Consider the following 15,095-nt stretch of genomic DNA (forward strand, 5'->3'; position numbering starts at 1 on the left):
ATTAAATGAAAATTATTTTTTTTAAATTTTTTGAAAAAAAAAGTAATTTTTCAATACTACCTTTTGGGATATCAGTTGTTCTATAATAAATCAACAATAGGATGATAGATATTTTTCAAATTTCCAAATTACTAATCAAACGAAAGTTAAAAGTCTTAACCAATTCTGAGAAAATAGAATTGAAAGATTTTGCTAAAAAAAACTCGTTTGTAAAGGAAATTAAAATTAAAAATTTAGTAGATAAAATTGATTCTTACTCAGAAATTGATACAGAAAAAGCATGGGAAAAATTAGAAGCTAAGTATCAAGAAAAGAATAAGAAACCTGTTTTTAGATTAAGTAAAAAACCTTTATTTAAATATGCTGCGGCTGCTATGGTGACAAGTTTGCTCGCTGTAACTTTTTTATACAAGGACAAAATATTTAGTACATCAACTGAAATTCCTGCAGTTGTTGTAAAGAATGATATTGAAAATATTAAACCTGGAACTGATAAAGCAACTTTAACTTTAGGTGATGGTTCGAAGATAGCATTAGAAAAAGGAACTCCAATTAAAACTCAAAATGCGCACATTAACGGCGGCGAGATTATTTACAAAGACAGTAAACAAAATCCATCAAAACTGGTTTATAATTATTTAACAATCCCTAGAGGCGGTCAATTCGTTATAAAACTATCAGATGGTACAAAAGTGTGGTTAAATTCTGCCTCTCAATTAAAATTTCCTGTAGCATTTATCGAAGGAGCATCAAGAGATGTAGAGTTGGTGTATGGTGAAGCCTATTTTGAGGTATCAAAAAGTACGGAACATAAAGGAGCTCATTTTCAGGTTTATAATAAAAATCAGAAAGTTGAGGTTGTAGGAACTGAATTCAATATCAAGGCGTATAACGACGAATCAAATGTGTATACAACGCTGGTAAACGGAAAAGTGAATGTTGAAACAGGAAACAAGAAATTAAGATTATCTCCAAATCAACAATTAAATCTAGATCTTAAAAGTAATACTTCTACCATTAAAACGGTGAATGCCTATAACGAAATATCGTGGAAAGACGGCGTCTTTAGTTTTAAAGGAAAACCACTAAAAGAAATCATGAAAGTAATATCAAGATGGTACGATGTTGATGTGATTTTTGTAAATAAAAAGCTTGAAAACGTACAGTTTAAAGGCAGTCTTGACAAAAAGCAATCGCTTGAAGAGATTCTTTCAATTATGAAATCAACTACAATTGACAGTTATGAAATTAAAGATAAAACTTTAATGATAAAGTAAACGCTTGAAATAGTAGTACTAATTTTCTAAAAGAAGTTCGTTTTAAATAAAATAAAGGAAGAAAATAATAAATAAAATTACTAACTAATTATAACCAAAATAAAAATATCGCCTATGAAGTAAAAAAAGAAGGATAGAGTTTAACCGACCAAAGTACTAACTCTATCCCCTTATCAAATTATCAATTAATTAAATTTTTTAACTAAAAAATAATGACAAATTTATGAAAATTAATTTTAAGCATCCCCATTTTTACTTTAGAAAGGGGCTATTAATGAATATTATGCGAACATTCATCTTCTTATTTTGCACAACACTTTTTGCCCTGACTCCTGAAAATGTTTTGTCACAACAATCAAAAATTGAGGTGAAAGAAAATAAAAAAATGTCTATCGATGAAGTTTTCGACTTGATTATGGATCAAACCGATTATAAGTTTTTTTATGAAGAAGGGATTTTTAAAGGACTTCCTATGGTAACTTTAAAAAAAGGCACTATAAAAACTAATGATCTTTTAAAACAAAGTCTTGCAAATGCTAACATAGATATTGTAATAGGTAAAAATAATACCGTAATTATTAAGGAAAAGCCTAAGAATGTTACTTCAGTTTTACAAAAAATTAAAATAACAGGAACAGTTACAGATATTGCCGGAATACCTATACCTGGGGCTAATGTTACCGAAAGAGGAACTAAGAACAGTACGCAAACTGACTTTAATGGTAAATTTGTTATAGAAGTAGCAAATAATAATGCCATATTAGAATTTAGCTATATCGGAATGGTATCTCAAGAAAAACCAGCCAGTTCAGTAATTGTAAATGTGCAATTAAAGGAAAATACCACTCAGCTTGATAATATTGTGGTAACAGCATTAGGCATAAAGAGAGAAAAAAAAGCTTTAGGTTATGCTTCGCAAGAAGTTAAAGGAACCGATTTAACAGCAGGTATTGCAAGCGGAAATTTTCTGAATGATCTTTCTGGAAAAGCTGCGGGGGTATATATTAGAAAAAATACAAATTTTGGAGGTTCTACAAATGTAATCTCAAGAGGAGTAAAAAGTCTTACAGGAAATAATCAAATGCTTATCGTAATTGATGGTATTCCTATTAATAATTCAACGGTAAATTCAAGTACAGCTTCCCAAGGAGCAAGAAACACTTATGACTATGGTAATGCCGCTATGGATATTAATCCTGATGATATCGAGTCAATAAACGTTTTAAAAGGTGCAGCAGCTGCCGCTTTATATGGATGGCAGGCCGGTAATGGTGTTATTATGATCAGCACTAAAAAAGGTAAAGCGACGAAAGGAATGGGAATAACTATTTCAAGTGAATTTAGTGTAGGTTCTATCGATAAAAAAACTTTTCCTGTTTACCAGAACAAATACGGACAAGGTTATGGGCCTAGTTATGATGCAGCAGGTAATCCAAAAGGAATACCAGTAGGACCAACAGGAGCCTTTTTTACGATAGATAAAAACGGTAATCAAGTTGTAACCACAACTGATGATGCTTCTTATGGTGTGGCTTTTGATCCAAATCTTTCTGTTTACACATGGGAATCATACAGTCCATATTCTTCAAAATATGGACAGAAATCACCATGGCAAGCCGCTAAAAATGGTCCTATTACCTTTTTTCAAACTGCTACAACATTCAATAATTCTATATCGCTGGAAGATGCTAATGACAAAACCAACTTTATTTTAAATTACAATAATTTTAAAGAGACTGGTATTTTGCCAAATAGTGAATTAAAGAAAAACAATGCAAGTATCAAGTTAAATCACAAGTTTACAGATAAACTATCTACGAGTGTTTTTGCAAATTACATGACACAAAGTACGATTGGTAGAAATAGTTCTGGATATACAGGAGATAACATTACGGGTTGGTTTCGTCAATGGTGGGGTACTAATGCGGATCTTAAATCACAAAAAGAGGTTTTTGAAAATTCAGGAGGACAAAATATATCTTGGCTTATGGGAGATCCGGCTAATGGAAACACAGCTCCAAAAACTATGGATAACCCATATTTTACGCGATATAAAAACTACCAATCTGATGAGAGAAACCGTTTTATTGGTTACGGTCAATTGGATTATAAATTTACAGATTGGTTATCAGCTTCTGGAAAAGCAAGTATTGATAGTTACTCAGAGTTACGTGAAGAAAGAAAAGCTACAGGATCTATCAATGGATCATTTGGTTTAAGCAGAGCAAATGTTCCTTCAGGATATCAAAAATATGTTGGTTCGTTTTCTGAGCAAAACTATCAGTTTATCCTAACTTTTAATAAAAAAATTGGAGAGGACTTTTCTGTAAATGCTTTGGCAGGGTTAAATACTTTAAGAACAAAAACGAATTCAACTCTTGCTTCAACAGATGGAGGACTTATAATTCCAGATATTTTTGCATTGTCAAATTCAGTAAACCCTTCACCGTTTCCGTTAGAAACCGAAAATAATTCAGCAGTAAACAGTTCTTACGCTTCTGTTTCTTTAGGATACAAAGATTTCTTGTATTTAGAAGGAACTGTTAGAAATGATGCCTTTTCTACTTTACCAAAAGGTAATAATTCATTAAATACATTCTCTACTTCTGCGAGTTATGTTTTTACAAACCATATCAACGCAGATTGGTTGTCTTTCGGGAAATTAAGAGCAAGTTATGCAGAGAATCCACAAGGGAACATTGATTTGTACTCTTTAAGAGATGTTTATGATAAATTTAATCCATTTGGATCAAATCAAATTTATTCAATACCAAATAGAAGTAATAATCCTCATTTGCGCCCTGTAAAAACCACATCTCAAGAACTTGGTTTAGAAATGCAGTTTTTCCGCAAAAGAGTTGGATTTGATGTAAGTGTTTACAAAAGTTTAAGTAACGACCAAATATTTCCTGTAGATTATTCTACTGCAACTGGTAACTCTTCAAGATATGTAAATGCAGGGTCAGTTGAAAACAAAGGTATCGAGGTACAATTTAATGTGACTCCTATACAAACAAAAGATTTCAATTGGGATATTTTTGTAAACTGGTCTAAAAATGAGAATACGCTTGTATCATTAGCATCAGGAATTGAAACTCTTTCAATAGGAGGATTTCAAGGAATAGGTATAGTGGCAAAAGTGGGTCATCCTTATGGAGATATAGTGGGTAAAGACTATGTGTATGCCGCAGATGGTCAAAAAGTTACAGAGAATGGTCTTTATGTAATGACAACTACAACAAATAATGTTATTGGTAATATCACCCCTGATTGGATTGGTGGACTTCGTAACAAATTTACATACAAGCAAGTTTCGTTTGGTTTCTTAATTGATGTACAGCATGGAGGAGATCTTTACTCTCTAGATCAAGCATACGGTCAGCATACAGGTTTATACGAATCGACGGCAGGATACAACGAATTAGGTAATCCTATTAGAAATACACTTGCAAATGGAGGCGGACTTATTCTTCCGGGAGTTAATAAAGATGGCACGCCAAATACGACAAGAACACCACGCCCAGAAGTTGCTGGAAGTATTTATGGATATAAAGCCAATCCGGAAAAGGCGTATATATACGATGCAAGTTATGTTAAATTAAGAGAAGTAAGCCTTAGCTATACATTCCCATCACAGTTTGTATCTAAAATGAAATTGACAGATTTAAGAGTTTCTTTAATTGGCTCTAATTTATGGATAATCAGTAAAAATCTTCCTGATGCAGATCCAGAGAGCGGAGTTAGTGCTGGTAACTTATCTTCAGGTTATTCTGGAGGTTCACTTCCTTCAACTAGAAACATTGGTTTTAACCTTACTTTAAAATTTTAATGATGAAAAAAATACTTTTATTACTATCTATTGTAAGCATATCTTTTTCGTGCAGCTCAGATATTACAGATATGAATACTGACCCTAAAAAACCAAGCAGTACACAACCAGAATATTTGTTTACGGGTGCTCAAAAAGCATTAGTTGATCAGATAGTTACAACTAGCCAGGTTTTTAGATTGTTTTCACAGCAATGGGCATCAACTACAATTCCTTCAACGAGTCAATACGTTATTCCAGATATTCCAGATGCGCGTTTCACAGTGTTTTATAGAGATGTGCTAAGAGACTTTTCTGCTGCAAGAACAATGATTGAAAATACGCCAACTTCAACTGCTGCAGCTGATATTGCTGTAAAGCAGAATAAATTAGCACTTATTGATGTTTTAGAAGTTTACAGCTACAGTATGCTGGTAGATACTTTTGGAAATGTGCCTTATTCTCAGGCTCTTGATATTAAGAATTTTCCTTTGCCAGCTTATGATGACGCTAAAACTATTTATATGGATCTTATAGCAAGATTAATAAAAGACTCTGCTATACTGAAAGCAAATTCAGCTAATGCTAACTTTGGGAGTGCTGATATTGTTTATGGCGGAAATGCGGCAAGTACTGCTAAATGGGCAAAATTTGCTAATTCATTAATTATTAAATTGGCCGTAAATATTTCAGATGTTGATCCTGCTTTTGCTGCGACTACAGTACAGGCAGCTCTTACAGCTGGTCCATTGGCAAGTAATGCAGATAATACTAAGTTAAATTATTTAACTACTACCGGAAATCAAAATCCATTATACAATACATTAGTAACCAGCAATAGAAACGATTTTATTCCAGCTGAACCTTTTGTTGCCGCAATGGATGCTATAGTTCCCGGAGGTGATCCAAGAATGACAAAGTATTTTGTAAATGCAACAACTCCAGCACCTGCGCTTCCTGCAGGACGAACTTTTATAGGAGGGACTTATGGTGAAGCCAATGTTTTTTCAACCTATTCACATATAACGGCAACATTAAATAATCCTGTGTTTCCAGGAACTTTATTTGATTATTCTGAATTGCAATTTTTATTGGCGGAAGCAGCTGAGAAAAATTTAATTCCAGGAGGTTCTACAAAAGCTAAAACATATTATGATGCTGCTATAACCGCTTCAATGTTAGATTGGGGAGTAGCTGCGACCGCTATCACAACTTACCTTGCAAGTCCTAAAGTAGCTTACACAAATAGCCAAAGTGGAGCAACTTATAAAGAAAAAATTGGTAATCAAGCTTGGTTTGCACTTTATAACAGAGGATTTGAAGCATGGACATCTTATAGAAGATTAGATTTTCCAATTTTAAAATCACCTAAAGCAGCCGTAAACAGAGGTATTTTGACTGTTCCTGTACGTTATCTTTATCCTAGTGCAGAGCAGACAAAAAATGAAACCAATTATAATAAAGCGGCTGGTGATATTGGTGGTGACTTAATGAACACTAGAATATTTTGGGATAAATTCTAGTCCTGATCACATTATGTTTTCTTAATTAATTTGATAATCGAAGATTGGAGACTAATTCATTATTAAGATTATAGAAGATAAAAAGTTTGGTTTTTGTCTAAAAAATAACCCCATTTATTTTTTGTAATTGGGGTTATTATTTTTTGCCGTATAAAGCCATTTCTAGAAAACTATCCAAATAAAATAATATTAATTCAAATTTTACAATATGAAAAACATACTTTACACAGTTCTGTTTTTTATTATAGGATTCCAAATTACGAATTCGCAGCAGTTGAAATCTCCCAACGGGAATTTTATTATGGAGTTTGCATTACAAAATGATGGAACGCCAACTTATAATTTAATATACAAAGGAAAAACAGTTGTAAAGCCTAGTAAGCTAGGAATTGAACTTAAAGAAGATAAAAATATCAAAAAATCTTTATTGAATGATTTTGCGATAGTAGATAAAAAGACTTCCTCATTTGATGAAACTTGGCAGCCTGTTTGGGGAGAAGCATCATCAATCCGAAATCAATACAATGAACTTGAGATAACATTAATTCAAAATGAAACCAATAGAGAGATTATCATTCGTTTTCGATTGTTTAATGATGGGTTAGGTTTCCGTTATGAATTTCCATCCCAAAAAAATCTCACCTATTTTGTCATAAAAGAAGAAAGAACGCAATTTGCAATGACAGGAGATCATACCGCTTTTTGGATGCCGGGCGATTATGATACTCAAGAATATGATTATACTACTTCTAAGTTATCTGAAATAAGGGGACTTTTTCTAAAAGCAAAAAATAGAAATTTATCTCAGCCTCCTTTTTCTTTAACCGGAGTTCAAACGTCTCTGATGCTAAAAACAAACGATGGTTTGTATATCAACTTACATGAAGCAGCATTAATTAATTATTCTTGCATGCACTTGAATTTGGATGACAAAAATATGGTATTTGAATCTTGGTTAACTCCAGATGCAAATGGCGATAAAGGATATATGCAAGCTCCTGCAAATTCACCTTGGCGTACCATTATTGTAAGTGATGATGCCAGAGAAATTTTAGCTTCTAAAATGACTTTGAATTTAAATGAACCTTGTAAAATAGAAGATACCTCATGGATAAAACCAATCAAATATGTTGGCGTTTGGTGGGAAATGATTACTGGAAAAAGTTCATGGAGATATACAGATGAATTACCATCTGTACAACTTGGTGTCACAGATTATTCTAAAGTGAAACCAAACGGAAGACATGCTGCAAACAATGAGAATGTCAAGAAATATATTGATTTTGCCGCAAGAAATGGTTTTGATGCCGTTTTAGTCGAAGGCTGGAATGAAGGCTGGGAAGACTGGTTGGGCCGCTCGAAAGATTATGTTTTTGATTTTGTAACTCCCTATCCTGATTTTGATGTAAAAGGAATATACGAATATGCAAAATCAAAAGGAATAAAAATGATGATGCATCATGAAACATCTGGATCTGTTCGTAACTATGAACGTCATATGGACAAAGCCTATCAGTTTATGAAAGATAATGGGTACGATGCTGTAAAGAGCGGTTATGTAGGCAGTATTCTTCCAAGAGGAGAAAACCATTATAATCAATGGATTGTAAATCATTATCAATATGCTGTAGAAAAAGCGGCAGAATATAAAATCATGGTCAATGCTCATGAAGCAGTTAGACCTACAGGTATTTGCAGAACGTATCCAAATTTAATTGGAAACGAGTCTGCGAGAGGAGGAGAGTGTGAGGCTTTTGGCGGATCAAAACCAAATCATGTAACAATAATACCTTTTACTCGATTAATTGGCGGACCAATGGATTATACTCCAGGGATTTTTGAAATGGATATAAGTAAAATTAATCCACGTAATAAATCGCACGCTAACTGTACACTATCAAATCAACTTGCATTATATGTAACTCTTTACAGTCCATTGCAAATGGCTGCTGATTTACCCGAAAATTATGATCGATTTTCAGATGCTTTCCAGTTTATTAAAGATGTGGCGGTAGATTGGAGTGAAAGTAATTATCTAGAAGCTGAACCTGGTCAATATATTACAGTTGCCCGCAAAGCCAAAGGAACCAATAACTGGTTTGTGGGGAATGTAAATGGAATTGAGCCTCGAACTTCCAACATTAATTTTGATTTTTTAGAAAAAGGAAAAAAGTACACGGCTACTATTTATGCTGATGGAAAAGAGGCAAATTACAAAACAAATCCGCAAGCTTACACGATTCGAAAAATAGCCGTAACAAATAAATCAAAACTTTCTCAATTAAGTGCATCCGGAGGTGGTTATGCGATAAGTATACTTGAAGACAAAAAGTAAAAAGCAGTTTAGGATTTTAGAAGTTCTTTTAGCGATGAGTTAGAACTTAATCTAAAATTTAAAGAGAAGTAATTATTAAATTACATGCAGTGAACTAGGTTAACAATAAATTAAAAATCAAGAATATGAATTTGAATATAAAATTTTTGACAGTATTATTATTTGTGAATTTTTTTGCTTTTGCGCAGATAAAAGGAGACGAATGGAACTTGATTGCAAATTCAAGGGAAAATTATTTTGGAGTTGCGATGGCAAATGGTAAGATTGGAATTGTTACAGATGATACACCTCTAAAAACAAAAGAAATCATCCTAAATGGTGTTTACGAGCCTAATCCTAAGAACGGAATTAGTAAAGTGGTAAGAGGAATTGAGTTTTTAAATTTGCACTTATCAATTGATAATCAAATGGTCGATGGTACTAACATTGATCATTGGAATCAGCAAGTTTCTATGAAAGAAGGAACAAGTACCACTTCGTTTCAATTTAAAGATCTAGCCCAAATTAAGTATACCATTTTGGCTAATAGAGTATTGCCTTATTCAGCAATGGCTGTTGTCGAGATAGTACCAATGCGTGATATTGAAATTAGCGCATCAAACTATATGAATGTTCCAGAAGAAATGAAGACAGTCAAAAGCGAGTTTAGAGTGATGAAGAAAAAGAACTATGGAATACCTCTTTTTAGAACTGTTGCTCAGACAAATACTGGTAAATGGACGGTTTCAGCTTCTACTACTTTTCTTTTTGATGGTAACGCAGAAATAGTATCACAAAAGGGATCTGAAGTTGGTTTTTCGAAAAAAATACAGAAAGGAAAAAAATATCGTTTTGTAATTGCTGGAGGGATTTGTAATTCTAAAGATATTTTAGATCCCGTAAATGAAGCAGAACGTCAAGCTATTTATGCTTTTTCAGAAGGGATAGATAATTTACTTTTTAAACATAAAAAAGCATGGGCTGATTTGTGGGAGACAGGAGATATTCAAATAGAAGGAGATTTAGACGCGCAGCAAAGAGTTCGATTTGCCTTATATAATTTATATTCTTTTATTCGCGAAGGAAGCAGACAAAGTATTTCGCCTATGGGATTATCATCTCAAGGATACAACGGACATATTTTTTGGGACACAGAACTTTGGATGTACCCATCGCTTTTAGCTTTACAGCCAGAATTGGCAAAATCGTGTTTAGACTACAGATCTGATCGATTGCAGAAAGCAAAATTGAAAGCATTTATTTATGGTTACAAAGGAGCAATGTATCCTTGGGAGTCTGATGATACAGGCGAAGAAGCTACTCCAACAAGTGCGTCAATGGGTATTTTTGAACAACATATTACGGCTGATGTTTCGATAGCTTTTTGGAATTATTATACAATGACTCAAGACAAAAAATGGTTGCGTGAAGAATGGAATGTAATAAAAGAAACCGCTGATTTCTGGATTAGCAGAGTTGTAAAAAATGCGGATGATAGTTATTCTATTTTGAATGTGGTTGGAGCTGATGAATATGCTTTAAATGTTGATGATAATGCTTTTACAAATGGAGCTGCGATCGAATCACTAAAAAATACCATAAAAGCGGCAGAAATATTGAATGAGCCGATTAATCCAAAGTGGGTTGAAGTTTCAAACAAACTAAAAATTCATAATGAAAACGGAATTACTCAAAATTATAAAGGATACAAAGGTCAGGCGACAAAACAGGCTGATGTGAATTTGTTAGCCTATCCTTTGCACGTTGTAAATGATGAAAAACAAATCAAAGCAGATTTGGATTATTATGCTGCAAAGGTTGATTTAAAAGACGGGCCGGCAATGACTTTTGGCGTGTTCTCAGTTCTGTATTCACGTTTAGGAGATAAAAAGAAGGCATATGAATATTTTGTAAAATCGTATTTACCTAACAGTCGTCCGCCATTTGGAGTATTCTCAGAATCTGCCAATAGTAACAATCCGTATTTTGCTACCGGAGCAGGTGCAATGCTGCAAGCTGTTATTTATGGTTTTGGAGGCGTTGAGCAAACAGATAATGGATTGAAATTCAACAAAGGTTTACTTCCTGAAAAATGGAAATCTTTAAAGATAATTGGTATTGGAACTGAGAATAAAACGATCGTAATAAAATAATAAGATTAAGGTTGGTGTCGCAATTTTCTTTGATTTAGCGGCATCGAGATTTAGTTTTGTTTTTGTTTTTTGGAAGAAGAAAGGGATAACGGATGTATTAAATTAGTACATCTATTATCCCTTTCTTAATTTAATCGAATGGCTTTCTTTTTATAAAGTTTGCGATTTAGTTCTTAACTTATTGCTTTACAAGCTTAATTGTTTTGGCATTCATTCCATTGCGTATTTCTACAAGATATGTTCCCGGACTTAGATTACTTTTTAACGCTATGGCTGATGCGTAACTTGATTTTACAGTATCTATTTTTCTTCCTAAAAGATCAAACACATTAATAACAATGTTTTGTTTGTCGTCTCCACCCGTGATGTTTATTTGGAATTCGGTTTTTGTTGGATTTGGAGATCCGCTAACTATAAAATCATCGATCTGCTGTTCTGCAATTTTAAAAGAAGTATTACTTAAAGTAGAAGCGTTTTCACATGAACCAAGAGAACAGCCATGTGCTAAATGAGCCGCAACAGCATTAGTCGAAATACAAAGACTTTTATTATTGGTATGACATACTGTTACTTTTTTGTCAGCACAACGAACATCAGTTACTATTATTTGTTTTGTTATGGTGGTTTGACAGGTTAGTGCGTCAGTAATGGTTAAACTGTAATCGTGAATTCCTGCTGTCGAAGGGCTTATTGAAATACTATTTGTTGTTGCTCCATTACTCCATAAATAAGAAAAAGGCGCTGTTCCGTTTGAAGCTGCAGCAGTCAATGTCAATGAAGAAGGACCATATCCCAAATAAATTGTATTAGCATTTCCTCCGGGATTTACAGCATAAACATCAAGAATATTAGCAGAGAGTGCGCTGTTAATGGTTACAGTTGACGTATTTGTACTGCTATTTCCTGCATTATCAGTAACTGTCCATATTATATCAGATGTTCCTACATTAAAGTTTCCACTTGCATCCAATCCGCTTCCGTTTCTTGTAGTTGCACCTGTAATTTCGTAAGTAACCGTATTAATAGTGCAATTATCAGATGCTGTTGCTGATGGAATAGTGTAGTTACCGTTTGACTCATAGCAAAGAGCAATAGTAGCAATTGAATTTACTGTTGGACTTTTTGTATCAATTACAGTAACAGTTTGTGTAGTCACAGCTGTATTGCCGCTTTCATCAACAGCAGTCCAAACTACAGTTGTTGTACCGTGAGGAAATAATGTCGGCGCATTATTGGTAATACTTGCTACAGAACAATTATCAGTAACTATTGGCTGCGTTAATACCAATGCCACACTACATTGATTTTCATCATTGCTCACTGTTATTGCAGTCGGTACAGTGAAGATTGGCTTTTCTGTATCATTAACTGTAATCATAAAAGAAGTAGAACTGCTGTTGCATCCATCGGTCGCTGTCCAAGTAACAGTGGTATTCCCTTTGTTAAAAACTTTATTTGCTAATGAACCGCTGCCACTAGCCGAAGTTGCTCCGGTAAGTAAATAGCTGTAAGTAATAGTATTGCAGTTGTTCAATGCTGTTATATCAAATTCATTCCCTTGAACGGTATATGTAGATACACCTGTATTCGTACTCGTGATAATATCGGACTTTGCAGGAACATAAAATGTTGGTTTAACTTGACCGTTGAACGAAAAGTCGTCGATACCCACTAAAGGATTTCCAGAAGTTTTGTTAGAGCCGTACCAGTATAAACGAAACGTGATTGGGCTTTTTATATTAGATAAAGGGCTTAGATCATAGATAAGTGATGTAGCAGCAGTTCCAGTAAAAGTTTGAGGTGCAGTGATGTCATTCGTGAAATCATCTGCGCTGGATCTCATAACGTATGTGCTTGGATCAGCTGCATTTCCTTTTCTTGCTGTAAATTTAAGGTTAGAAAAATCTATTTTGTAACCACTATTAGGCTGCAGTTTGAACTCAAAATATTGATTAAGATTTAGAGCAGTAGTAGGATCCGAAGCAGTTGTTTTATTAGTCCATCCATTTAGTAAAACACGACCGCCAATTTGACCTGCAGTATTAAGTCCGCCACTAGTGCCATAATAAAAATTGGGTGTTGCATTTCCATTGCTGGCGATATTAGGATTTGTTGTATTTCCTGTGGTAATAGGCGCGGTAAAGTCAACAGGAGTACTGGTAAAAGTATTCCCCCAAATTTGTATCGGTGCACTGTTATTATTAAGTTCAAAAATCTTTATATCATCATGATAAATAATACGTGTTGTTACATTGGGTGGATCAGTAGTAATAGACTGTCCAGGGCGGTATAATCCCCATTTCAAGTATCCAGAAGGGTTAGTCTCGGGAACATCCTGATTGAAAGTTCTAAAATTACTCACCTGCCAAGCCAAAGTATATTCAGTTTGACCTGGTAACCTGTAATAAACCTTATAATATCCAGTCGCATCAGTTGTCATTTTTGCGTCAACCCTGAAATCGATCCACTGATTGATGTATAGACGAAAATCACCTATTATAGAAGGCTCAATATTATCATTAGGTATACGGAAAGTAATACTATTACGTTTCGCACTTAGATACCAAGCAGGGTTTTCGCCTCCACTTTGTTTACCTTGAAAAATAATATCCCCGCTTTGAGCCATACCCGATGTATAAGGTTCCCAATCTTTTAGTTGCAGACTCACTTCAAAACGGCGTTCATCTCCAGGGTAGTATTTTCCATCAGCAAACATTTGAGCAGTAGCTGCTTCACTGCGCCAATGGTTATCAGAAAAATAACCTTCGTCTCCTATCGTTACGCGGTGAGCAATAGCATAATTGCCAGTACGACCAGGGCTTACTAAGTATTCTGCGTCAGCAGCAGTGGCATGCGTTGTCGTTAAATTTGGAATACCAGAGTTTACTGTACCACTTTCGTAATCAACATTAACAAGCGTATTGGTAATCGTGGCAGGAGGTGTTGGAGGTACAGCGGTTAAAAAGTTAGAATAACTGATATCATCAATATACATTATAGGAGCCGATGATCCTGCGCCCACATTCAGTAAATTCATTCCGCTGATGTTAGTTCCCTGAGGAAGTAAACCAGTTCCAGGATCTGCATTAGTAAGTACTTTTATAGTATCAATCCAAATATCATAAGTACCCGCCAGAAGGTTATGAGTTACCATGTTTGCACCACTTCCAGTTACGTATGATGCAGTACTATTACTGTTATTCATAAAAAACTTTAAGATGTAAACTTGGTTTTTGTTAATTGTCGTTTGAGAAAGCCCGGTTGTTGTATAATTTGGACTTGCAGCTGAAGAGAGCCAATCGAGGTTGACAGTAGTTGCTGCAGGAGATAATCTCAAAGCAGCAAATGTTTGCGGTAAACTTATTCCGCTGCTATTATTAAAATTACTGCCATTACCAAAATATAATAAGAACCTGCCATTAGTTCCTGAGCTGATATTGATTTTACATTCAAAAGCAGCAACGTTAGAAGCTGTAAAAGGAGCCAGCGCAAATTTAGCACCTGTTACAGTAGTGCCGCCATTTATTTTAAGTTCGGCTCCTGTACCTCCCGCAAAATTAGAAGAGGTGAGTTCAACAGCACCTTCAGCAGCCGATGAAGCTTTTACACTGGCATTGCCGCCGCCTGCCATTGGCGCGGGTAAATAGGTCGAACTATAAGTTGTAGATGTATATGGTGCTGAGGCGGTAACGCCAAAGTTATATACCCAACTGGAATCTTGTGCTTTTGCTTCTAATAAAGAAAAGACACAAAGTAATGCAAGTAAACTTTTTTTCATAACAACTTTGGTTGGTGATCTGCCATCAGATAGTACTGTTTCTTGTGATGCCGTTCCAGAACCATTTAATATGGAAGCTTCTGACAATTGTAATGGAAACTTGCCAATTGTTTTCAAAGAAGTTAAAAGTGATGTTAAAAACGAATGTGGTACAGAATATACCTTAACTCGTACATGGACAACAAGTGACTGCGGAGGAAATTCAATTTCGTATACTCAAGTTATAACAGTAAGAGATACTA

7 protein-coding genes are annotated in these 15,095 nt (G+C 34.5%); 6 read left to right on the top strand and 1 reads right to left on the bottom strand.

Annotated features, from left to right (window positions below; all coding sequences use genetic code 11):
- Positions 1-101: 101 nt before the first annotated feature.
- From ACHRVL_RS22455 to ACHRVL_RS22475, 5 genes are all read left to right on the top strand, one after another.
- The gene (locus ACHRVL_RS22455) at positions 102-1,277 is read left to right on the top strand and encodes a FecR family protein (RefSeq protein WP_395415501.1); all 1,176 of its coding nucleotides are present in this window, start codon (positions 102-104) and stop codon (positions 1,275-1,277) included.
- 274 nt (positions 1,278-1,551) lie between these two features.
- Positions 1,552-5,106 (top strand): SusC/RagA family TonB-linked outer membrane protein, encoded by a 3,555-nt coding sequence (locus ACHRVL_RS22460; RefSeq protein ID WP_395415503.1) that lies wholly within the window; start codon positions 1,552-1,554, stop codon positions 5,104-5,106.
- Positions 5,107-5,108: 2 nt separating this feature from the next.
- Positions 5,109-6,608 (top strand): SusD/RagB family nutrient-binding outer membrane lipoprotein, encoded by a 1,500-nt coding sequence (locus ACHRVL_RS22465; protein ID WP_395415504.1) that lies wholly within the window; start codon positions 5,109-5,111, stop codon positions 6,606-6,608.
- 208 nt (positions 6,609-6,816) lie between these two features.
- The gene (locus ACHRVL_RS22470; protein WP_395415505.1) at positions 6,817-8,943 is read left to right on the top strand and encodes a glycoside hydrolase family 97 protein; all 2,127 of its coding nucleotides are present in this window, start codon (positions 6,817-6,819) and stop codon (positions 8,941-8,943) included.
- Positions 8,944-9,068: 125 nt separating this feature from the next.
- Positions 9,069-11,075, top strand: a complete 2,007-nt coding sequence (locus ACHRVL_RS22475) for a glycosyl hydrolase family 95 catalytic domain-containing protein (RefSeq protein ID WP_395415506.1) — start codon at positions 9,069-9,071, stop codon at positions 11,073-11,075.
- A 178-nt stretch (positions 11,076-11,253) separates the two neighbouring features.
- Here ACHRVL_RS22475 and ACHRVL_RS22480 read toward each other — a convergent pair whose 3' ends face one another.
- Entirely contained in the window at positions 11,254-14,853 is a 3,600-nt protein-coding gene (locus ACHRVL_RS22480) for a heparin lyase I family protein (protein ID WP_395415508.1), read from the bottom strand.
- Positions 14,854-14,860: 7 nt separating this feature from the next.
- Here ACHRVL_RS22480 and ACHRVL_RS22485 point away from each other — a divergent pair.
- Positions 14,861-15,095 (top strand): hypothetical protein (locus ACHRVL_RS22485; protein WP_395415509.1); only part of this gene is annotated, 235 nt, incomplete at its 3' end.

It is taken from the genome of Flavobacterium sp. FlaQc-28 (genome assembly GCF_044007415.1).
GTDB lineage: Bacteria > Bacteroidota > Bacteroidia > Flavobacteriales > Flavobacteriaceae > Flavobacterium.

Bases quoted from the DNA above. Each gene is read 5' to 3' on its own strand.
- ACHRVL_RS22455 (WP_395415501.1), top strand. From the start codon at position 102: ATGATAGATATTTTTCAAATTTCCAAATTACTAATCAAACGAAAGTTA.
- ACHRVL_RS22460 (WP_395415503.1), top strand. From the start codon at position 1,552: ATGAATATTATGCGAACATTCATCTTCTTATTTTGCACAACACTTTTT.
- ACHRVL_RS22465 (WP_395415504.1), top strand. From the start codon at position 5,109: ATGAAAAAAATACTTTTATTACTATCTATTGTAAGCATATCTTTTTCG.
- ACHRVL_RS22470 (WP_395415505.1), top strand. From the start codon at position 6,817: ATGAAAAACATACTTTACACAGTTCTGTTTTTTATTATAGGATTCCAA.
- ACHRVL_RS22475 (WP_395415506.1), top strand. From the start codon at position 9,069: ATGAATTTGAATATAAAATTTTTGACAGTATTATTATTTGTGAATTTT.
- ACHRVL_RS22480 (WP_395415508.1), bottom strand. From the start codon at position 14,853: ATGAAAAAAAGTTTACTTGCATTACTTTGTGTCTTTTCTTTATTAGAA.